This window comes from Phytohabitans houttuyneae, assembly GCF_011764425.1.
Taxonomy (GTDB): Bacteria; Actinomycetota; Actinomycetes; order Mycobacteriales; family Micromonosporaceae; genus Phytohabitans; species Phytohabitans houttuyneae.
Genome location: NZ_BLPF01000002.1, coordinates 1,725,476 through 1,747,178, shown reverse-complemented (window position 1 = coordinate 1,747,178; position 21,703 = coordinate 1,725,476). Strand labels below are relative to the sequence as shown.

Here is a 21,703-nt window from a genome sequence, read left to right as displayed (position 1 = left end):
CGGCCGTGGGCGGGCTGGTTCGGCGTGGCCATCTTCCTGGTGTACCTCGTCCCGCCCAGCCTGCTCTTCCTGTCCCTGTCCCGGCTCGTGGTGGCGATCGGCCTGCAGGACTCGACCTGGTCGCTGGTGCTGATCTACCCGACCATCACGGTCCCGGTGTCGGTGTGGCTGCTGATCGGCTTTCTCAAGTCGGTGCCGCGGGACATCGAGGAGCAGGCGATGGTCGACGGTTACAGCCGGCTGGGCGCCTTCTGGCGCGCGGTGGTGCCGCTGACCTTCCCCGGCATCGTGGCGGTCGTGGTCTTCGCGTTCACCCTGACCGCGAGCGAGTTCATCTACGCGCTGTCGTTCGTCTCCCCCACCGACCAGAAGGTCATCTCCACCGGCGTCCCCACCGAGCTGATCCGCGGCGACGTCTTCTTCTGGCAGTCGCTGCAGGCCGCGACGGTGCTGGTCGCCGTGCCGATCGCCCTGGTCTTCAACCTCTTCCTGGACCGCTTCATCGCCGGCTTCACCCAGGGCGCCGTCAAGGGCTAGGCACCCCGTGCAGGACGACGTGGTCGGGTGGCTCGGCGTCGAACGTGACGTCGCCGTGGAAGGTGGCGTGGCCGCCCGGACCGTCCAATGTGAACACCGCGCGGTCGAAGCGGCTGCCGTCGAGGCGGGTCGTGCCGTGAAACTGGGCGCCGGTGAAGTCGGCGTAGCCGGCGGCGCAGCCGCGCAGGTCGAAATCGACGAGGGTGGCGCCGCAGAGGAAGAGGTCCATGTCCGGCCACTGGCCCGGGCGCAGCCGCGACGCGAGCAGCCGCTGCGCCTCGTCCCGCAGCCGCAGCAGGGCGGACTGCTCGGCGGTGCGGCCCGGCGCGCGCAGGTCGAACGGGACCGGGATCCGCAGGAACGCGCAGAGCGTGTCGACCACCCGCTGCCGCAGCTCGGGCCGGTCGTCGCCGAGCCTGGCCAGGGCTTGCAGGCCCTCGGCGCGGACGGCCGGGTCGGTGCTTGCCAGCTGCCGGGTGTACGGCGCCACCGACTCGTCCGGCACCACGTCGCCGCCGGCGGCCGGTCGCACGGTCCAGCCCAGCGGCCACACCGACTCGCCGTCCTCGGTGTCGCCGATCCAGTGCGCGCCGGTGAGGTCGACCGCGGGCTGTTCGAGGTTTACCCGACCGGCGAACCGCGCTCCCGCGAACGTGGCGCGCGCCCCGAACCGGGCGTTGTAGAACCAGGCCGGGCCGTCGAAGCGCGCATCGCGGAAGGAGGCGTCGCCGGCGAAGCGCGCACCGTCGCCGCCCTCCTCCCAGTCCTGGTAGTCCTCGATGAGCACCGCGACGGGCCAGTCCGGGTCGTCCTCGTTCAGCTCGTCCCACGGCGCCGGGTCGATGTCCTCGACCGTCTCCCACGCCTCGTCGTCCTCCCACCACGTGTCGGTGCCCCGGCCGAACCAGGCCATGCCGGCGAAGACCACGCCGGTGAAGTCCGCCCGCCCGCGAAACCGGGTCCGGCCCAGCTCGGCGTCGCCCTCGAACCGCGCGCCCGTGAAGCCGGCGTCACCGTCGAAGACCGCCCGCTGGAACGCGGCGTCGCCGTCGAACGTGGCGCCGTCGAAGGCCGTCGCGCCGTGGAAGCGCGTGTCGGCGAAGGCGGCGCCGTCGAGCCGGCAGCCGCTGAAGTCGGCGTCGACGAGCCTCGCCCCGGACAGGTCGACGCCGATGCCGTCCCACGCGGGCGTGTCGCCGGGGCGCAGCCGGTCGGCGAGCGACCGCAGGGCCGCGCGGCGCTCGGCGTCTTCCGCCGCGTCCGTGCACAGCCACGCGCAGATCGTGTCCGTGACCGGCTGCCGCAGCTCGGGGTCGGCCTCGCCCAGCGCGACAAGGTCGTCAACCGCCGCCTGCCGCGCTCCCGGTGCGGCGTCCGCGAGGCGGTCGGCCGCCGCCTGGTACGCCGTCAACGTCTCATCCACGCCGCGCAGCCTAGAAAAGTCGGTCCACCGCGCCGGTCCGTGGATGTGGTCACAATTAAGCGGGAGTTCAGAGTTGTCTGCTTAGTATCCGTTCATGTCGTCCACCGGGTTCCCGCTCGCCGCGGACTTTCCGGCGGCCACCGCCGAGCAGTGGCAGCGGGCGGCGCTGGGGGTGCTGCGCAAGACCGGAGCCGCGGGCGAGGACGCCGGGCTGGAGGCGGTCGACGCGCTGCTCGCGACGAGCAGCCACGACGGGGTGCGCTCCGCGCCGCTCTACACCCGTGCCGACACCGCACCCGCCGCCGGTCTGCCCGGTTTGTTCCCGTTCACGCGGGGCGGGCGCGCCGCCGGTGCGGTCGTGAGCGGCTGGGACGTGCGGCAGCGGCACGACGAGGCCGACCCCAAGCTGGCGAACGAGGCCATCCACGCCGACCTTGAAAACGGCGCCACCTCGCTGTGGCTGGCGCTCGGCGAGGACGGGCTCGCCGCCGGCGCGCTGCCGGACGTACTCGATGGCGTTTATCTGGATCTTGCCGGCGTCGTGCTGGACGCTGGCGGCGCGGCGCTGGAGGCCGCGGAGGCCTGGCTCGGATTCGCCGCCTCGACCGGCGTCGCCGCCGCGGACCTGAGCGGCGGCCTGGGCCTGGACCCGCTGGGCTGGCGGGCGCGCACCGGCCTGGAGGGGCCGCCGCTGCCCGCGGTCGCCGCGCTGGCTGGCCGGCTGACGACGGGGTACCCGGGGCTGCGGGCGGTCACTGTGGACGCGACCGTCTACCACGACGCGGGCGCCGGCGACGCGCAGGAGCTGGGCTGCGCGGCGGCGGCCGGTGTGGCGTACCTGCGGGCGCTGACCGGCGCGGGCCTCGACGCCGCGGCCGCGTTCGGCCAGCTGGAGTTCCGGTACGCGGCGACGGCCGACCAGTTCGCCACGATCGCGAAGCTGCGCGCCGCCCGCCGGATCTGGTCCCGGGTCGCCGAGCTCTGCGGTGTCCCGGACGCGGGCGCACAGCGGCAGCACGCGGTCACCTCGGCGGCGATGATGACCGCCCGCGACCCGTGGGTGAACATGCTGCGCACCACCCTCGCCTGCTTCGCGGCGGGGGTCGGCGGCGCGGACGCGGTGACGGTGCGCCCGTTCGACGAGCGGCTGGGCGGGCCGGACGGGTTCTCCCGCCGGATCGCCCGCAACACCCAGGCGCTGCTGCTGGACGAGGCGCACGCCGGGCGGGTCGTCGACCCGGCCGGCGGCTCCTGGTACGTGGAGCGGCTGACCGAGGAGACCGCGCGGGCGGCGTGGGACTGGTTCACCGAGATCGAGCGGGCCGGCGGGATGGCCGCGGCGCTCGGCAGCGGCCTTGTCGCCGACCGGCTCGCCGAGACCTGGCAGCGGCGCGCCGCGAGCATCGCGCACCGCCGCGACCCGATCACCGGCGTCAGCGAGTTTCCCCAGGTGGACGAGCGCCTGCCCCGGCAGCCGGCCGAGGTGGCCACCCCGCCGGCGGGTGGGCTGCCGCGGCACCACTACGCGGAGGCGTTCGAGCGGCTGCGCGACCGCGGCGACGCGCACGCGGCGGCGACCGGCAGCCGGCCGGTGGTGTTCCTGGCGACGCTCGGGCCGCCGCCGGCGCACACCGCGCGGGCCACGTTCGCCGCAAACCTCTTCGCCGCCGGCGGCATCGCCGCCGTGACCGGCGCCGTCGAGGAGTTCGCCGCCAGCGGCGCGCCGGTCGCCTGCCTCTGCTCGTCCGACCGGACCTACACGGACGCCGCCACACCGGCCGCGAGGGCGCTGGCCGCCGCCGGTGCCCGCCGGATCTGGCTGGCCGGCAAGCCCGGCGGGTACGAGGCGGTGGACGGCTACCTGTACAGCGGTTGCGACGCCGTCGACGTGCTGGAGACCACGCTGCGCGAGCTGGGGGTGCCGTGACGATCCCGGACTTTTCCTCGGCGGTGCTCGGCGAGGCCGCCGCGGACGGCGACGTGTCCCGCTGGGAGGCCGCGGTACGGGCGGAGACCGGCAAGGACCCCGAGGCGTTCGCCTGGCAGACGCCGGAGGGGATCGCGGTACCCGCCCTCTACACCGCCGCCGACCTGGACGGCGTCGACTTCCTCGACACCTACCCCGGGATCGCGCCCTACCTGCGCGGGCCGTACCCGACGATGTATACGACCCAGCCGTGGACGATCCGCCAGTACGCCGGCTTCTCCACGGCCGAGGAGTCGAACGCGTTCTACCGGCGCAACCTCGCCGCCGGCCAGAAAGGGCTGTCGATCGCGTTCGACCTGCCCACGCACCGCGGGTACGACTCCGACCACCCGCGCGTGGCCGGCGACGTGGGCATGGCGGGCGTGGCCATCGACTCCATCTACGACATGCGGCAGCTCTTCGACGGCATCCCGCTGGACCGGATGAGCGTGTCGATGACGATGAACGGCGCCGTGCTGCCGGTGCTGGCGCTCTACATCGTCGCCGCGCAGGAGCAGGGTGTCGCGCCGGAGCAGCTGTCCGGGACCATCCAGAACGACATCCTCAAAGAGTTCATGGTCCGCAACACGTACATCTACCCGCCGCAGCCGTCGATGCGGATCATCTCCGACATCTTCGCGTACACCTCGCAGAAGATGCCGCGCTTCAACTCGATCTCGATCTCCGGCTACCACATCCAGGAGGCCGGGGCGACCGCCGACCTGGAGCTGGCGTACACGCTCGCGGACGGCGTCGAGTACCTGCGCGCCGGCCGGGACGCGGGGCTTTCCATCGACGCGTTCGCGCCGCGGCTCTCGTTCTTCTGGGCCATCGGCATGAACTTCTTCATGGAGGTCGCCAAGCTGCGCGCGGCCCGGCTGCTGTGGGCCCGGCTGGTCCGCGACTTCGGCGCGACGGACCCCAAGTCGCTGAGCCTGCGCGCGCACTGCCAGACCTCCGGGTGGTCGCTGACCGCGCAGGACGTGTTCAACAACGTGGTGCGCACGTGCGTCGAGGCGATGGCCGCCACGCAGGGGCACACGCAGTCGCTGCACACCAACGCGCTGGACGAGGCGCTCGCGCTGCCCACCGACTTCTCCGCGCGGATCGCCCGCAACACGCAGCTGGTGCTCCAGCAGGAGTCCGGTACCACGCGGGTGATCGACCCGTGGGGCGGCAGCGCGTACGTCGAGAAGCTCACCCACGACCTCGCGGCGCGGGCGTGGGAGCACATCAGCGAGGTGGAGGCCGCCGGCGGGATGGCCCGCGCGATCGACGAGGGCATCCCGAAGCTGCGGGTGGAGGAGGCCGCCGCCCGCACGCAGGCGCGGATCGACTCGGGCCGGCAGCCGGTGATCGGCGTCAACAAGTACCGGCCCGACGCGGACCAGCCGATCGACGTGCTCAAGGTTGACAACGGCGCGGTACGGGCGCAGCAGCTGGAGAAGCTGCGGCGACTGCGCGCCGACCGCGACGAGGCGGCGTGCGCGGCCGCGCTTGACGCGCTCACCCGCGCCGCCGGCGCCGCGCAGGACGGCTCGCGCGGGCCCGGCCTGGAGCAGAACCTGCTCGCGGTCGCGATCGAGGCCGCGCGGGCGAAGGCGACCGTCGGGGAGATCTCCGGCGCGCTGGAGCGGGTGTACGGGCGGCACGCGGCGAGGATCCGTACGATCACCGGCGTGTACCGCGACGAGGCCGGGCCGGGCGCCAACATCGACAAGGTGCGCGCGGCGGCCGCCGCGTTCGCCGAGGCCGAGGGGCGGCAGCCGCGGATCCTGGTCGCGAAGATGGGGCAGGACGGGCACGACCGCGGCCAGAAGGTGATCGCGACCGCCTTCGCCGACCTCGGCTTCGACGTCGACGTGGGTCCGCTGTTTCAGACACCCGGCGAGGTGGCGCGGCAGGCGGTCGAGGCCGACGTGCACATCGTCGGCGTCTCCAGCCTCGCGGCGGGGCACCTGACCCTCGTGCCGGCGCTGCGCGACGAGCTGGCCGCTCTGGGCCGCGACGACATCATGGTGATCGTCGGCGGGGTCATCCCGCCGCAGGACCACGAGACCCTGCGCGCCGCCGGCGCGGCCGCCATCTTCCCGCCCGGCACCGTGATCGCCGACGCGGCCCTCGACCTGCTCGCCCAGCTCTCCACGCGCCTCGGCCACCCGGCTCCATGAGCCCGGGACGGGCTGTCGATGTCGAGGAGTACGCGGCCGGGGTGCGGTCGGGCTCGCGGGCCTTCCTCGGTCGCGCGATAACGCTTGTCGAGTCGACCCGGCCGGACCATCGCGCGCTGGCCCAGCGGCTGCTCGTCGCGCTCGGCCCGGCGCCGGCCGGCACCCGGCGCGTCGGCGTCACCGGGGTACCGGGCGTGGGCAAGTCGACCTTCATCGACGCGCTCGGCAGCATGCTCACGGCCGCCGGGCACCGGGTCGCCGTCCTCGCGGTCGACCCGTCCTCCACCCGTACCGGCGGCAGCATCCTGGGCGACAAGACCCGGATGTCCCGCCTGGCCACCGACCCGCACGCGTTCGTCCGCCCGTCGCCGACCGCCGGCACCCTCGGCGGCGTCGCCAACGCCACCCGCGAGGCCATCGCGGTCGTCGAAGCGGCCGGCTACGACGTCGTGATCGTGGAGACCGTCGGTGTCGGCCAGTCGGAGATCACGGTCGCCGAGATGGTCGACACGTTCCTGCTGCTCGCCCTGGCCCGGACCGGCGACCAGCTGCAGGGCATCAAGAAGGGCGTGCTGGAGATCGCCGACGTGATCGCGGTGAACAAGGCCGACGGCCCGCACGCCGCCGACGCCCGCCGCGCCGCCCGGGAGCTGGCCGGCGCCCTACGGCTGCTGCGCGGACCCGACGGCTCGTGGCAGCCGCCGGTCGTCACCTGCAGCGCGATCGAGGGCACCGGCCTTGACGACGTGTGGCGGCACCTGCTGCGGCACCACGACACGCTGGCCGCCTCGGGCGAGCTGGAGCAGCGCCGCAGCCGCCAGCAGATCGGCTGGGTGTGGGCCACCGTGCGCCGCAACCTCGTGGACCGGCTGCGGTCCGATCCGGCGGTCACCGCGGTCGCCCCGCAGGCCGAGCGCCAGGTACTGGACGGCAGCCTCACGCCCGCGCAGGCCGCGGATCGCATCCTCGCCGCCTTCACCGGCGTCACCGCCGTCCCGGGCGAGGGCGTCGCCCGGGACAGCGGCCGGAGCTGACCGGTCAGAAGTCGTCGTCGAAGCTGACCGTGCCGGAGACACCGACCTGGTACGCCGAGACCCGCCGCTCGAAGAAGTTGGACAGCTCCTGCACGTCCTGCAGCTCCATGAACGCGAACGGGTTCTTGCTCTGGTACATCGGCGCGATGCCGAGCACGGCGAGCCGGCGGTCGGCGACGTGCTGCAGGTACTCGCGCATGTCGGACAGGGCCATGCCGGACACACCCTGGCCGAGCAGGTCCTCGGCGAACTGGACCTCGCACTCGACCGCCTCGGCCAGCATCTCGGTGACCTGGCGTTCCATCTCGGCGTCGAACAGGTCAGGCTCCTCGCGGCGCACCGTCTCCACCACGTCGAACGCGAACGCCATGTGCATCGACTCGTCGCGGAAGACCCAGTTGGTGCCGGAGGCGAGGCCGTGCAGCAGCCCGCGCGAGCGCAGGAAGTACACGTACGCGAACGCGCCGTAGAAGAACAGCCCTTCGATGCAGGCGGCGAAGCAGATCAGGTTGAGCAGGAACGCCCGCCGATCCTCCCGTGTGGACAGTCGACGCAGCGCGAAGACCGAGTCGATCCACTTGAAGCAGAACTCGGCCTTGCGCGCGATCGACGGGATGTTTTCCACGGCGGCGAACGCCTCGAAGCGCTGCTGCTCGTCGGGCACGTACGTGTCCAGCAGGTTCAGGTAGAACTGGACGTGCACGGCCTCCTCGAACAGCTGCCGCGACAGGTAGAGCCGCCCCTCCGGCGAGTTGACGTGCTGGTAGAGGTTGAGCACAAGGTTGTTGGCGACGATGGTGTCGCCGGTGGCGAAGAACGCGACAAGGCGGCTGACCAGGTGCTGCTCGGCCGGCGAGAGCCGGGCCAGGTCGGCGAGGTCGGAGTGCAGGTCGACCTCCTCCACCGTCCAGGTGTTCTTGATGGCGTCCTTGAAGCGGTCGAAGAACTCGGGGTAACGCATCGGCCGCAGGGTCAGGTCCATGCCGGGATCGAGCAAGCTCACTGACACGCCTCGCAGGTCTCGGGGTTTTCCAGGGAGCAGGCCACGGCCTCGGTCGGGAGGGTGACCGCCACGGTCGCCTGCTGGATCCGGGTCGCCGGCCGCGACCGCAGGTAGTAGGTGGTCTTCAGGCCGGATTTCCAGGCGTGCAGGTACATCGAGGAGAGCTTGCCGATCGTCGGCGCGCTCATGAACAGGTTCAGCGACTGGGACTGGTCCACGTACGGCGCCCGGGCCGAGGCCAGGTCGATCAGGGCCCGCTGCGGCAGCTCCCACGCGGTGCGGAACAGGTCGCGCACGTCCTGCGGCAGGTCGGCGATGCCCTGCACGGAACCCTCGGCCCGCTTGATCTGCTCCCGGATCGGTGCGGTCCACAGGCCGCGGGCCTTCAGCTCCCGTACCAGATAGGTGTTGATCTGAAGGAACTCGCCCGACATCGTCTCGCGTTTGAAGAGGTTGGACACCTGCGGCTCGATGCACTCGTAGCAGCCGGCGATCGACGCGATCGTCGCCGTCGGCGCGATCGCCACCAGCAGCGAGTTGCGCAGGCCGTGCGCGGCGACCCGCTCCCGCAGGGCCGCCCAGCGCTCCGTCTGGGTCGGCTCCACGCCCCACAGGTCCGGGTGCAGCGCGCCGCCGGCCGCGCGGGTCTGCGGGTACGCCGGGTGCGGCCCGTGCTCCTCGGCGAGCCCGGCCGAGGTCTCCAGCGCGGTCAGGAAGATCTCCTCCTGTACCCGCGTGGACAGCTCCCGCGCCGGCGCCGAGTCGAACGGCAGGCGCAGCGTGAAGAACGCGTCCTGCAACCCCATCAGGCCGAGCCCGACCGGACGCCACCGCGGGTTCGACGCGGCGGCCTGCGCGCTCGGGTAGTAGTTGAGGTCGATCACCCGGTCGAGGAAGACGACCGCGGTGGCGACGGTCGCGCGCAGCTTCTCCCAGTCGACGCCGTCGGCCGTGACGTGCGCACCGAGGTTGATCGAGCCGAGGTTGCAGACCGCGGTCTCGTCGTCGCTGTTGACCTCGAGGATCTCGGTGCACAGGTTCGACAGGTGGATGGTGTTGCCCGGCTCGCCGGTCTGGTTGGACAGCCGGTTCGACGGGTCCTTGAACGTCATCCAGCCGTTGCCGGTCTGCGCGAGCGTGCGCATCATCCGCCCGTACAGGTCGCGCGCCTTGACCGTCTTGACGGCCTTCTTCTCCGCGGCCCGGTACGCCTCGTCGAACTCCTCACCCCACAGGTCCGGCAGCTCCGGCGCGTCCGACGGGTCGACCAGCGACCACTCGCCGTCCGCCTCGACCCGGCGCATGAACTCGTCCGGTATCCAGTTGGCGAGGTTCAGGTTGTGGGTGCGCCGCGCCTCCTCGCCGGTGTTGTCCCGCAGCTCCAGAAACTCCTCGATGTCCGGGTGCCACGGCTCCAGGTACACGCACGCCGCGCCCTTGCGCCGGCCGCCCTGGTTGACCGCTGCCACGCCGGCGTCGAGCGTCTTGAGGAACGGCACGATCCCGTTCGACCTGCCGTTGGTGCCGCGGATGAGCGCGCCGCGCCCGCGGATGCGGCTCCAGGAGATCCCGATGCCGCCGGAAAACTTCGACAGCCGCGCCACCTGGTGGTACCGCTCGTAGATCGAGTCCAGCTCGTCGCGCGGCGAGTCCACCAGGAAGCACGAGGACATCTGGGTGTGCCGGGTGCCGGAGTTGAAGAGGGTCGGCGAGCTCGGCAGGTACGCCAGGCTCGACATCAGCCGGTAGAAGCCGATCGCCTCGGCCGGCGTCCGCGACAGGCCGCAGGCCACCCGCAGCAGCCAGTACTGCGGCGTCTCCACGACAAGGCGGGTCTGCGGGTGGCGCAGCAGGTAGCGGTCGGCGACGGTGCGCAGCCCGAAGTACTCGAAGCGCAGGTCGCCGGCCAGGTCGACGGCGTCGTCGAGCTTGCGCGCGTTGCGGGAGACGAAACCGGCCACGCCGTCGCCGATCAGGCCCAGCCCGTGCGCGTACCGGACGCACTGGCTGAAGCTGGCCACCCCCTGGCCGCGCACCTCCTTGTCCACATAGGACGACAGCAGCCGCGCCGCCAGCTTCGAGTACTGCGGCTCCTCGCCGATCAGCTCGGCGGCCGTCTGGATCGACAGCTTGTCCAGCTCGGCCGTCGTAGCACCGTCGTACAGCCCGCTGATCGTCTTGGTGGCCACCCGCAGCGGATCGACCTCGTCCAGGTCGGCGACCCACCGCTCCACCGCCCGGACGATCTTGTTGACGTCGACCGGCTCGGTGTCGCCGTTGCGCTTGCGGACCTGCATGTTCCCCCTCCTCGCACCCGGTTGCCCAGGTCGGCGGACGCGCAGGAGAACGCCACCGGTCACGGTGCGTGGCGCACCGCCCCGGCTGTGGCGCAGACCGTCCCGCGCGGCCTTCGACCACCGCACGCCCGGTGGCGTGCGGCGCGCTGGCAGGTCTTCGGACTCGCGGGCGCGACCCGGAGGTCACCTACTGGCCGTCGCTTCCCAGACCCGAAGGTCCAGTGCCATATGACGGCGGTCGTTCCCACTCACCGCTGCGGGGCAGTCCCGGACTCGCACCGGGGTTCCCTCTTGCCTCGACCCTCCACACGGAACGGCCGAACCAGCTGCGAGCGACACCATATATGGGTACCGCACGGAAAAGCCAACACCACATGATGTGCCGGCGTGTCGGGCGTGTCACCGGCGGCCGGTCGCCTCCCAGGCCTGCCGCAGCCGGTCGACCATCGCGGCGAGCGTCCGCGGCGGATAGTTGAACCCCACCCGCACGTACGAGTCGTGCGCGCCGGTCGGGTCGGTCGCCGCGCCGGCCACCACCTCCACCCCGTGGCGCAGGGCCACCTGTGCGAACGCGACCGAGTCCGCGCCCGGCAGCTCGATCCACAGTGACGATCCGGCCGCCGGGCTCCGCCACCGCCACGCCGGCAGGCTCTCGGCAAGCGCCGCCTCGAGAAAGTCCCGGCGCTCGCGCAACGCCGCCTCGCGCTCCGCGGTCAGCGCGTCCAGCCGGGGCAGCAGGCGGGCGGCGAGCGCCTGGTCGAGCACCGGCGAGCCGAGGTCGGCCAGCGCCTTGAGCCGGGCGAGGCGGGCGGCCACGTCGGCCGGCGCGCGTACCCAGCCGATCCGCAGGCCCGCCCACACCGGCTTGGTCAGCGAGCCCAGCGTCAGCGTCACCCCCGGGCTGAACGCCGCGACCGGCAACGGATCGAGGCCGGGGTCGGGGCTGTCCTCCAGCACCGGTACGCCGTGCCGGGCGGCGAGGTCGGCCACCTGCCGCCGCCGGGGCGCGGACATCGTGACGCCGGTCGGGTTGTGCGCGTTCGGCATCACGTAGACGAGGTCGGGGCGGTGCTCGGGCAGTGCCCGCGCCAGCAGGTCGGGCCGGATGCCCTCGTCGTCCAGGGGCACCCCGACAAGGCGCACCCCGGCGGCCCGGAGCGCGTCGAGGCAGCCTGGCCAGCTCGGCGACTCGACCACCACCGTGCTGCCGCGGGTCAGCAGCAGCTGGGTGACCAGGGCGATCGCCTGGCTCGCCCCGGTGGTCACGACGAGCTGGTCGGCGGTGGTGGCGAGGCCCGCGGCGGCGTACCGGGCGGCAATCGCCTCGCGCAGCCGCGGCAGGCCACGCGGGTGGTAGCCGGACTCCCCCAGCACCTGCGCCAGGTCCTCGCGCACCAGCCCGTGCAGCTCCTCGGTGAGCAGGTCCAGCCCGGGAGCCGTCACGTTGCCCAACGAGATCATCTCGCCCGGCGTGTCGATCAGCCGCTGCACGATCGCGGTCGCCGTACCGCCGTGCACGCGCCCCGTGCGCTCCGGCGCCACCCCGCGGCGGACCCTTGTGCCGCTGCCCTGCCGGCTGTCCACAATGGACTCGGCGCGCAGGTCGTCGTACGCGGACACCACGGTGGCGCGGCTGACCGCGAGCGCCTTGGCCAGGTCTCGCTCGGAGGGGAGCCGGTCGCCGGCGACCAGGTTGCCCTGCGCCACGGCGTCGCGGACGGCGGCGGAGAGCCGCTGGTACATCGGGCCGGGCCGGTCGGCCCAGTCGCCGAGCACCTCCAGCAGCTCAGGCGCCGCCCACAACCGGTCCACTTCCGCCTCCAATGGCCCGGGTGACCCTCCTCGATCTTCCGAAGACTACTGGTCAGGACCTTCACCGCCCTGCCGCAGGAGGAGAAATGACCAGCCGGATGATCGCCTTCACGCTCGCCTCGCTGACGCTCATCGCGATACCGGGACCGAACATGATCTTCATCGTCACCCGGACCGCCGCGCAGGGGCTCCGCGCGGGGCTCGCGTCGGCGCTCGGCGTCGAGGCCGGCACACTGCTGCACATCGCGCTCGCCGGTATCGGGGTGGCCGCGCTCGTGGCCGCCTCGCCGGTCGCCTTCACCGTGGTCAAGTACGCCGGCGTCGGCTACCTGGTCTACCTCGGCGTACAGGCGCTGCGCAGCAAGGCCGGGCCCGGCACCGAGACCGTGCGGCCGGCCTCGCCCGCCCGGCTCTTCCTGGACGGCGCGCTCATCAACGCGCTCAACCCGAAGGTCGTGCTGTTCTTCCTGGCGTTCCTGCCCCAGTTCGTCCGCTCGGAGAGCGAGCTGCCGCTGTTCGGCGCGGTCCTCTTCGCGCTGGCGTTGGCCGCCGACATCACCTACTGCCTGGCCGCCAACGCGATCGGCCCGTGGCTGCGCCGCCGGGCGTCCGGGAACCGCGTGGTCGCCTCGATCTACTTCGGTCTCGGCCTGTTCACCGTCCTGGCCGGCTGACCTATGCGGTCGCGCTGCTGGTTCGGTCTCGGCCTGTCACCGTTCCGGCCGGGCAGACCGGGCGCGGCCGCGTTTGCCCGGCATCGCGGCGGGAATCCAGCGCCGCAGGGCTGGCAGGACCTGTGCGCGCAGGACGCCCTCACCGGCGGCAGGCCACTGGCCGCCCGCATCGGCGAGGTGCCGGTGCTGGTCACCCGCACCGACGCCGGGATGACCGCGATGATCGCGCACTGCGGCCACCAGACCGGCCCACTCGCCGACGGCGAACTGACCACAGTGGACGGCGCCGACTGCATGGTCTGCCCGTGGCACGGCAGCACCTTCAGGCTCACCGACGGCGCCGTCGTGCACGGTCCCGCCGCCACCGGCCAGCCGCTCCTGCGCACCCGCGTGGTCGCCGGCCGCGTACAGGCGACCCCGCCCTAAAAATGCATGGTTGTCGATCGGTGCTGGCGCTACCCTGCGTTCCATGGCCGTGGGTGTGGTGCCGCGATCGCGGCGCGGCGGTCGGGCCCTGCTCCCCCTCGGTCTGCTCTTCTTCGCGATCGGCGTCTCCGGCGCGGTGGTCGAGCCGTTCCGCGCGCTGTTTCTGAGCACGGCGGTCCGGGCCAGCCCGGTCCAGCTGACGGTCTTCCTGATCGTCGCGCCGCTGTCCGGCGTGGTCGCGGCGACGCTGGTCGGCCGGTTGTCCGACCGGCGCGCGATCCGGCGAGAGCTGCTGGTCGCCACGTCCGTGGCGGGCCTGGTCGGAATGGGCCTGACCGCTTTCGTGCGCGACTACTGGGCGCTGCTCGCGCTGACGGCGACGGCGACCGCGCTGGCCGGCGCGCTGTTTCCGCAGGCGCTCGCCTACGCCCGGCAACACCTGACCCGCGGCGGCGCCAGCGCGGCGATGGGCATCAGTACACTTCGGACGGTCTTTTCGGCGTCCTGGGTCGCCGGGCCGCCGCTCGCCGCCATCCTGCTGCGGGCCGGCGGTTTCGCCTCCATCTTCGTCGCGGCCGCCGCGATGTACGTGGTCGCGGCGCTCATCGCCGTGCTCCTTCTGCACAAAGTGGACGCTCCACTGTCGACGGCAGGACCGGCGCCCGATCTCGCCGGCACGCCATCGGCCTCCCGCTCGACGCTGTTGAGGACCGCGGCGGCGTTCACGCTCCTGCAGTGCCCGATGACCCTGTGCGTGCAGGCGTTGCCGCTGTACATCGACGCCGACCTGGGCGGCGACGCGACCGACGCGGGCCTGATCCTCGGCCTGTGCGCCGCGCTGGAGATCCCGCTCATGCTCAGCCTCGGCGTGCTGGCGAGCCGGATCCGGATCCGCGTGCTGGTGCTCGCCGGGGCGGGCTGCGGTGTCGCGTACTACGCGTTCGCCACGATCACGCCGTCGGTCTGGGCGCTGGGTGGCGCCCAGATCCTCAACGCGGCTTTCATCGCGGCGGTGGCCGGCCTCGGCATCTCCTACATGCAGGACATGCTGCCGGAGCAGCCCGGGCGGGTGACGACGCTGTTCATCAACTCGTTCCCGGTCGGCGCGATGCTGGCCGGTCCGCTGTTCGGCCTGTCCCAGCGCTTCGGCTACCGGTACGCGTTCCTCATCGCCTCGGCCCTGTGCCTCGCCGGCCTGCTCGTCCTGCTGGCGACCGACCCGCGCGGCCGCTCCAGGCTCAGTTCCCCACGCCCAAGCTCGCCATGAACGCGGCCGGGTACCGGTCACCGCGCGCCGAGCCCGCCGGTACCGCCTTCTCTATCTCGGCGAGGTCGTCACCGGTGAGGCGCAGCTGCGCCGCGGGCAGCGCCTCGGCCAGCCGCGCGCGGGTGCGCGCGCCGACCAGCGGCACGATCTCGTCGCCCTGCGCGGCGACCCAGGCGATGGCGAGCTGCGCGACGGTGCAGTCCTTCGCCTCGGCGACCCGGCGTAGCGCGTCCACGAGCGCGAGGTTGTGCGTCACGTTGTCGCCGGTGAACCGGGGGCTGATGCCGCGCATGTCGCCGGGGCCGGCCACCCGGCCGGCGGCCCAGTGGCCCGAGATGAGGCCGCGGCTGAGCACGCCGTACGCGGTCAGGCCGATGCCGAGCTCCCGCAGCGTGGGCAGGACGTCCGCCTCCACCGCGCGGGACAGCAGCGAGTACTCGATCTGCAGGTCGGCGATCGGATGTACCGCGTGTGCCCGCCGGATCGTGGCGGCGTCGACCTCCGACAGGCCGATGTGCCGCACGTACCCGGCGTCGACCATCTCCTTAATCGCGCCGACCGTCTCCTCGATCGGCACGGCCGGGTCCAGCCGCGCGGGGCGGTAGATGTCGATGTGGTCGACGCCCAGCCTGGTCAGCGAGTAGGCCAGGAAGTTTCGCACCGCCTCGGGCCGGCCGTCCGGCCCGCCGAACACATGACCCGGCCCCCGCAGCTGGCCGAACTTCACGCTCAGCAGGTAGCCGTCCCGGTCCCGCCCGCGCAGCGCCTCGGCGAGCAGCAGCTCGTTGTGGCCCATGGCGTAGAAGTCGCCGGTGTCGATCAGAGTGACGCCCGCGTCCAGCGCGGCGTGCACGGTGGCGATGCTCTCCCCGCGGTCGGCCGGACCGTAGGCGCCGCCGGACATGCCCATCGCACCCAGTCCCAGCGCGGATACTGCCGGGCCGGTACTTCCCAGTTTCCGTGTCTGCATGCGACCCACACTGCGCCGGCGACGGGCGGTGCGGGAGCGGAGCGCTCATCGTGGGAGAGCCGCTCCCTGGCTGGGCCCGCCGGACGCGAGGCAGCATGAAGACATGCAGCGTGACGAGCTAGCCGACTTCCTGCGCCGCCGCCGCGAGGCGATCCGCCCGGGCGAGGTCGGCATCGCCGGCGGCCCGCGCCGCCGCACCACCGGCCTGCGCCGGGAGGAGGTGGCGATGCTCTCCGGCATGTCGGTCGACTACGTGGTACGCCTCGAACAGGGCCGCAGCAGCCAGCCGTCGACCCAGCTGCTCGGTGCGCTGGCCCGGGCGTTGCGCCTGTCCGACGACGAGCGCGACCACCTGTTTCACCTCGCCGGCCACCAGCCGCCGCCCGCCGACGGCGTGGCCCGCCTGGCGCGCGCCGGCCTGATCCGCATGCTCGACCTGCTCGGCGACACCCCCGCGCTGGTGCTGTCCGACCTCGGCGAGGTCCTCGCCCAGAACAGGGCGTCGCTCCTGCTGATGGGCGACCACACAAGGTTCACCGGCGACCGGCGGTACATGGCTTACCGCTGGTTTACCGAACCCGCCGCCCGCACGGTCCATCCGCCCGAGGAGGAGGACCGCCACGCCCGCCAGATCGTGGCCGACCTCCGCGCTGCCGCGGGTCGCCGCACCGGCGATCCCACGGTCGAGGGACTTGTCGAACGGCTGCGGGCCGCGAGCGCGGACTTCCGCCGCCGCTGGGCCGAGCACGAGGTCGCGGTCCGCCGCAACGACCGCAAGACTCTGGTACACCCGCGGGTCGGCCCCCTGCTGATGGACTGCGAAACGCTCGTCACTCCCGACCAGGGCCAGCAACTGCTGGTGCTCACCCCTGCGGACGCCGAGGCCCGCGAGCGCCTGGACCTGCTGCGGGTGGTCGGCATCGAGGAGTTTCCGACCGGGCCCGTCGACGCGCCGGGTGCGAGCGAACGACCGGCCTCCGGGGGAGATAGCCGGTCGTCGGCCCGGCCTGTCGCCGGACGGGGCAGCCGCCACCGGCGCAGGTTGCGGCCAGGGTACCGGCGCCGGCCCGCATCGCTCTACATCGGAGCGGCCGTCCTGTGTCACCGATCGTCGGCGGCGTACACCACATGCGCTTCCCACCCCAGCTCGGCACAGCCCGCGTTCAGCGGCCAGACCACCGTCCCCGGCGGATGGCCGTCGAGCGGGGCGACCGCCAGGGTCGCTTTCACGCCGCGACTGTCGACGCGCCTGCCGACAGGCGGGAGGCTGATGCGGTAGTCCGCGGCGGCGATCTGCTGGAGCCACCCGAGTGATCCGTCGAGCAGGTGCCACCACCAGCTCGAGAACGGCAACGGCCGGACCGAGGGACGACTCCCCGGCGCGATCGTCCGCAGCCACGCGTCGACCTCCAGCGCAGCCTTCGCGTACTCCCCGGCGGCGTCGATCCCATCCAGCTGCCACAGCAGGTTGAGCAGCCCGGCACGAAACAAGCCGTAGTCCGACTCCTTCTCGTAGCGACGTATCTTCACCGCGTGCCGGTCCAGGTGAACGAGGCCTTCCGCATGTCGGGCTATGCCGAGGATGCCGTGGACCGCCTCCGCCAAGGAGGGCGAGAGCCTGTCGACGGCGGCATCGACCTCCTCGTCAGCCGGTTCCGCCAGCAGGAGCCGTGTCCCCCGGTCGACAGGCCCCGATCTCGTCGGCGAGCATCCGCTCGGCCGCACGGGCGTCGGCCGCGGGCGGCACGAGCGTGTACCACAACGCGGAGCGGATCTGGGCATCCGTGGCGTCCGATGGCAGGGGTGACGCGCGGCGCTGGTCCGCGCTCAGCTGCTCGACCATGCGCTCGTAGCGCTCCACGAGCGGGTTTCGGCTCGGCGGTTCGGGCGCTGGGAGCGGCGGCTCGGGCGGGCGGTGGTGGCGCAGCGCGAGGACCTCGCCGCCGTTGACGATCAGCAGTTCGCCGTCGTCGCCACCGACCAGTTGGTCGATCGGGCGGCCGACCACGACGGTGTCGAGGATCTGGCGGGTCCGCGGGTCCCAGATGTGGACCACGCCGCCGGTGTCTCCGGTGTAGACGCGCGCCTCGCCGTCGACGGCGCCGACCGCCGTACTGACCACGGGCGCCTGGTGGCCGTCGAGCGGATGCCGTTCGCCGTCGACGATGACCGCCGGCTGCCCCGAGACCACGTCGCACCAGACCCCGTGCGCGGGTGCCGCGCCGGAGGGCGGCGGGCCGGTCGACAGTGCCCCGGTCCGCGACGCCGTGGGCAGATCCCAAAGGGTCCCGCGGAAGTCCGCGCCCCAGAGCGCCGCTACCGCCCTGCCGCCGAGCTGGCCGAAGCGCATCTCGAGGATCTCGTGGTCGACCTGGATCGGCGGGAACAGCGGCGTCCCGTCATCCACAGTGCGGAACTGGACCGTGCGGTCCCGCCCTACCGAGACCACGGCGGGGCGGCCGTCCGGCTCATGGGTCTGGATGGACAGGACGGCGTCGTCGTGTGCCGGGATGGGGCCGACCGCCACCGCGTCGTCGGTCACGGGGCGGAGCTCGATGGTGCCGCCGGCGGTACCGAGTATCGCCACGCTGCGATCCGCGGAGCTGGCCAGCGCCGCGGCGGTGACGGCCTCGCTTTCCACGGTCTTGATGGCTGCCGTGCGGCGCCCCTCGCCCACGTCCCACTGCCCGACCATCACGCCGGACCCACCACCGGCCACGGCGACGACACGGTCGTCGACGTGCACGAGGCTGAGCGTGGTGACCTCCATGTCCGCGTCCCAGTCGGGAAACTCGCGGATCGTGTCGTCTGTCCGGGCCCATGAGTTGAGCCTGACCGAACGCCCTGACGTCGACACGACGTAGACGGTCTCGCCAACCACGGCGCAGGCGACGGCCGGCACCGAACCGACGTGCCGGCTGAGCACGACAGACCTCACCGTGCTCGCCAGCGTCCCGAGCCTGACGTGGCCGTCGGCGCCGCCGGTGACGATGATGTCGGCAGCTGATGCGTGCGACCGGATGACGGGGCCAAGGCCGAGGGGCACGTACCGGGGTCTGGTCCCCAGGCCGAGCTCGCGCACCGATAGCTGACCCGTGCGGGTGCGCGCCACGACGTGGGCCCGGCCGCCGTACTCGCCAGCGGTCAGCGCGACGATCGGGTCGGACTCGGAGACCAGCCACTGACCAGCGGGCCGGTGACTGTGCAGGTCCCAGACTCGCGCTTTGTTGGCGGCGCAGATCCCGGCCATTGCCTGGTTGCCGGCGCGCACGGCGGCGACCACTACGTCGCCCCGCACGTCGCCACCGATGTCAATCGGCTTGATATCGCCGGTGCGTGCGTCGATCACTCGGATCACCGCGCTCGCGTCCGACGTGATCAGCGACAGACCCGACTCCAGGTCCACTATCGACATTCCCGTGACGGGACCGGGATGTGGAGCGAACACCCAGTGTGCCGGCGTCGCCAGGTCGTGGAGGTGGATCTGGCCGTCCCGGGCGCCGATGTACGCCGACAGCCGGCCTTCCCCCACAGCCACCCCGACCACGGAGGCGTCGGTCGCGCGCAGCATGTGACCCTGACGGTGGATGTTGCCGTGCTCGTCACAGCTGAACGCGAGCAGGCTGCCGGCGACCGCGCCGACCAGTTCGTCGGCGGCCACCCGGGGCGTCGACCCCCGGTGCCGGCCGGCGACCCACACCGGCGCCCAGCTTCCGCCGGTACCGGCCAGGCCGCGGCCCGGCACGCCGGCGAGCGCGCGGGCGAGCCGGCTGTCGCCCGATCTCGCGGCGGCCACGGCGAGGACCCGTGCCCGCTGCTCCCGCGTCTCGCCCAGGCCGGCCTCGCGAGCGGCCCGGTAGACCTCGGCGAGGGGGCCGGCGGCGTCACCGGCCCGTTCCAGCTCGGGCAGCACCGTGGCGGGGTCGGCCTCGACGAGGAAGCCCGCATCGCCGATCAGCTCGTCCATGCGCCCGGCGGCCGCGGCGTGGGCGGGCATGTGCCGCAGCAGGTACGGCTCGGCGAGGGACCAGTAGCGCTCGGCGCGTCCCGGCAACGACGCCAGCAGGCCGGTGAAGACAGCGCCGGCCTCGTCCGGGTCGCGCAGGTGGTCGGCGAGGCCCTGGTGAAACAGCCGGTACCGGGTGGTGCCGTCGACGTCGGCGCTGTGCCGCAGGTAGAAGGATGCCTCGTCGAGCGCGGTGAGGATCTCCCCCGGCTCGGGTGCCGCCTCGCCCGCCAGCGCGGCCGCGACGTGCCTGATCGACTCGGCCGGCATGCCCTCGCCCAGCGCGTGTGCCGTGGCGGTCAGCACGGGTCGCATCCAGCGCAGCCGGGTGCGGGTGGCCAGGTCGAGGTCGAGCAGCTCCGGCAGGGAACGCGGCACCCGCCGCCCGAGGCTCGCGGCCTCGGCCGGATCCTTGATCGGCTCGGCGTGGGTGCGCAGGATGTGGTTGGTGTACAGGCTGGCGACCAGGAACGCGCCCCACTGCTGGTCGGGCTGCTCGGTCAGGGTGTGCGCGATGGCGTGGGCGAGCGTGTGCGTGGCGCCGCTGACCTCCAGCTCGTCCCACCGCCGGTCGAGCGTCAGCAGCCCGGCCACGTAGTGGCGGACGTCGTCGCGGAGCAGGTCGTTGGGGACCGCGTCGAGGTCGATCAGGCCGTCGCCGGCCGCCTCCCGCAGCGGCGCGAAGTCGGGCCAGGGTCGCACGCCGACCAGCAGCCGGACCGCCCGGCCGTCGGCGCAGGTGGTGGCGGCCAGCGGGAGCAGCAGCTCGCGCATGATGGCCGGGCCGTCGACCGCCTCGTCGAGCGCGTCGACCACGATGGCCGGTGGCTTCGGCAGGTGCGCCACCGCGGCGAGCAGGCCCTCGATGCCCGACACGTCGAGTCGCAGCTGCCGCGCGATCGAGGCGGCCACCTGGGCGAGCGTGCGCTGCCGGGCGTGGACGGCGGCGAACAGGTCGCTCGGAAACGGGGACTGGGCCACCCCGTACCAGATGTCCCTGGTGTGCGGGCGCAGCCGGGGGTGGGTGGCGCAGACCAGGATGCCCAGCAGCGCGGACTTGCCCACGCCGGGGCTGCCGGTGACCACGCGCAGGCCGACGTCGTCGTGCAGGTTGATCCACGGTGCCAGGATCCTCAGCTCGCGGCCGCGGCCGCTGAAGCAGCCGGCCAGCCGTCCGGTCCGCAGGTTTGCCCGCCCGGCCGCGCGGCGCACGAAGTGCTCGGCGTCGAGCGCCTCGTCGAGGTCGTCCAGAAACGGTGCGGTGGCGGCGTCCACCTCACCGCTGAAGCGGCGGCGGCGCCGCCCGTCGTACTGGAGGTTGCGGAAGAACCGCAGGTCGGGCACCTCGGCGCTCATGTCCAGCAGGCTGGCGGTCACCCGCTGCGCGAGCTGGCCCCGCGCGTCGGCGAGCTCGTTGACCGTCCGCCGCACGTGCCGGGCGAGGGTGTCCAGCGGTACGAACTCCCGCGACTCGTCGATGTCGAGCTCGCCCGCGGCCAGCCGGCGCAGCACGGTGGTGACCGCCTCGGTGAACCGGCCGGCGAACGCGCTCTCCTCCGGGCCGCATGCCGCGATCACCCACGCGCGACTGTCGATTTCGGACACCTTCGGCAGCCACGCGGGCCGTGCCGCGTCGCCGCCGTGGCAGACGTCCAGCAGGAACAGGGTGGTCGCGGTGCGACCCTGTGCGTTGACGATCATTTTGAGCCAGCCGTCGACGTCCGTGGAGTCGTGGAAGCCGCCGTCTCCGCCGACCACGTGCAGCCCGGTCGGCGCCAGCGCGCCGTGGCTGAGGACGTGCACGACGAGCGTGCCCTCGGGGTCGGCCTCGGCTATCGCCTTCCGGACGGTCGCCCCCACCTCGGCGGCGGACACGGAGTCGTCGACGCAGGTGGCCGCGTAGCCGAAGCCGCCGAGCAGCTCCGCCAGCTCGCGCGCCATGCGCCCGGCGAACGGCAGGTCGCGTGGCGCTCCGGGCAGGCCTTCCACACCCGCGGAGCCGAACGAGGACACTCCGATGCACAGTGCACTCGATCGTGGTTCGCTCATCGCGCTCCCTGACGCCATCGCCGTACCGAAGCCCACCATAAGGCGCGGATGGGAGCGGAAACACTCGC

The 21,703-nt window shown here is 73.0% G+C and carries 13 protein-coding genes, 1 pseudogene and 1 riboswitch; of the genes and pseudogenes, 8 read left to right on the top strand and 6 right to left on the bottom strand.

Going from position 1 to position 21,703, the window contains the following annotated elements:
* Positions 1 to 12: 12 nt before the first annotated feature.
* A pseudogene (locus Phou_RS31060) lies at positions 13 to 537 on the top strand (carbohydrate ABC transporter permease); the annotation flags it as partial.
* Here Phou_RS31060 and Phou_RS31055 read toward each other — a convergent pair.
* On the bottom strand, positions 527 to 1,960 hold the full coding sequence (locus Phou_RS31055; RefSeq protein WP_173062522.1) for a pentapeptide repeat-containing protein: 1,434 nt from the start codon (positions 1,958 to 1,960) through the stop codon (positions 527 to 529). The pseudogene Phou_RS31060 and the gene Phou_RS31055 overlap by 11 nt on opposite strands.
* Positions 1,961 to 2,054: 94 nt before the next feature.
* Between Phou_RS31055 and Phou_RS31050 the strand changes: the two genes are divergently transcribed.
* Genes Phou_RS31050 through meaB form a run of 3 tightly spaced genes read left to right on the top strand, consistent with a single transcriptional unit; the run spans position 2,055 to position 7,131 of the window.
* Positions 2,055 to 3,887 carry a methylmalonyl-CoA mutase subunit beta gene (locus Phou_RS31050; protein ID WP_173062519.1) on the top strand — a complete coding sequence of 611 codons (1,833 nt, stop codon included), beginning with the start codon at positions 2,055 to 2,057 and terminating at the stop codon, positions 3,885 to 3,887.
* Complete coding sequence (gene scpA, locus Phou_RS31045) at positions 3,884 to 6,097, top strand: methylmalonyl-CoA mutase (protein ID WP_173062516.1); 2,214 nt, start codon at positions 3,884 to 3,886, stop codon at positions 6,095 to 6,097. Before Phou_RS31050 ends, scpA begins: the two co-directional genes overlap by 4 nt.
* On the top strand, positions 6,094 to 7,131 hold the full coding sequence (meaB, locus tag Phou_RS31040) for a methylmalonyl Co-A mutase-associated GTPase MeaB (protein ID WP_173062513.1): 1,038 nt from the start codon (positions 6,094 to 6,096) through the stop codon (positions 7,129 to 7,131). Before scpA ends, meaB begins: the two co-directional genes overlap by 4 nt.
* A 4-nt stretch (positions 7,132 to 7,135) precedes the next feature.
* Here the strand turns inward: meaB and Phou_RS31035 are convergent, their stop codons facing one another.
* The 3 genes from Phou_RS31035 to Phou_RS31025 all read right to left on the bottom strand — a co-directional run bounded on the left by Phou_RS31035 (position 7,136) and on the right by Phou_RS31025 (position 12,243).
* Positions 7,136 to 8,113 (bottom strand): ribonucleotide-diphosphate reductase subunit beta, encoded by a 978-nt coding sequence (locus Phou_RS31035; RefSeq protein WP_246274088.1) that lies wholly within the window; start codon positions 8,111 to 8,113, stop codon positions 7,136 to 7,138.
* Between the two features lie 17 nt (positions 8,114 to 8,130).
* Positions 8,131 to 10,431 carry a ribonucleoside-diphosphate reductase subunit alpha gene (locus Phou_RS31030; RefSeq protein ID WP_173062510.1) on the bottom strand — a complete coding sequence of 767 codons (2,301 nt, stop codon included), beginning with the start codon at positions 10,429 to 10,431 and terminating at the stop codon, positions 8,131 to 8,133.
* A gap of 131 nt (positions 10,432 to 10,562) precedes the next feature.
* A riboswitch (cobalamin riboswitch) is annotated at positions 10,563 to 10,773 on the bottom strand.
* Positions 10,774 to 10,830: 57 nt separating this feature from the next.
* Positions 10,831 to 12,243 carry an aminotransferase-like domain-containing protein gene (locus Phou_RS31025; protein WP_218579280.1) on the bottom strand — a complete coding sequence of 471 codons (1,413 nt, stop codon included), beginning with the start codon at positions 12,241 to 12,243 and terminating at the stop codon, positions 10,831 to 10,833.
* An 86-nt stretch (positions 12,244 to 12,329) separates the two neighbouring features.
* Between Phou_RS31025 and Phou_RS31020 the strand changes: the two genes are divergently transcribed.
* Genes Phou_RS31020 through Phou_RS31010 form a run of 3 tightly spaced genes read left to right on the top strand, consistent with a single transcriptional unit; the run spans position 12,330 to position 14,610 of the window.
* On the top strand, positions 12,330 to 12,917 hold the full coding sequence (locus tag Phou_RS31020) for a LysE family translocator (protein ID WP_173062507.1): 588 nt from the start codon (positions 12,330 to 12,332) through the stop codon (positions 12,915 to 12,917).
* Between the two features lie 3 nt (positions 12,918 to 12,920).
* Complete coding sequence (locus Phou_RS31015) at positions 12,921 to 13,343, top strand: Rieske (2Fe-2S) protein (protein WP_173062504.1); 423 nt, start codon at positions 12,921 to 12,923, stop codon at positions 13,341 to 13,343.
* A gap of 43 nt (positions 13,344 to 13,386) precedes the next feature.
* Positions 13,387 to 14,610: a sugar efflux transporter gene (locus Phou_RS31010; protein ID WP_173062502.1), complete on the top strand. Its 1,224-nt coding sequence runs from the start codon at positions 13,387 to 13,389 to the stop codon at positions 14,608 to 14,610.
* Here Phou_RS31010 and Phou_RS31005 read toward each other — a convergent pair.
* Complete coding sequence (locus tag Phou_RS31005; RefSeq protein ID WP_173062500.1) at positions 14,582 to 15,580, bottom strand: aldo/keto reductase; 999 nt, start codon at positions 15,578 to 15,580, stop codon at positions 14,582 to 14,584. The genes Phou_RS31010 and Phou_RS31005 overlap by 29 nt on opposite strands.
* A 103-nt stretch (positions 15,581 to 15,683) precedes the next feature.
* Between Phou_RS31005 and Phou_RS31000 the strand changes: the two genes are divergently transcribed.
* Positions 15,684 to 16,859 carry a helix-turn-helix transcriptional regulator gene (locus Phou_RS31000; RefSeq protein ID WP_246273976.1) on the top strand — a complete coding sequence of 392 codons (1,176 nt, stop codon included), beginning with the start codon at positions 15,684 to 15,686 and terminating at the stop codon, positions 16,857 to 16,859.
* A 366-nt stretch (positions 16,860 to 17,225) separates the two neighbouring features.
* On the opposite strand, the gene Phou_RS30995 is transcribed toward Phou_RS31000, so the two are convergent.
* Positions 17,226 to 21,635: a caspase family protein gene (locus tag Phou_RS30995; RefSeq protein WP_173062498.1), complete on the bottom strand. Its 4,410-nt coding sequence runs from the start codon at positions 21,633 to 21,635 to the stop codon at positions 17,226 to 17,228.
* Between the last annotated feature and the right edge of the window lie 68 nt (positions 21,636 to 21,703).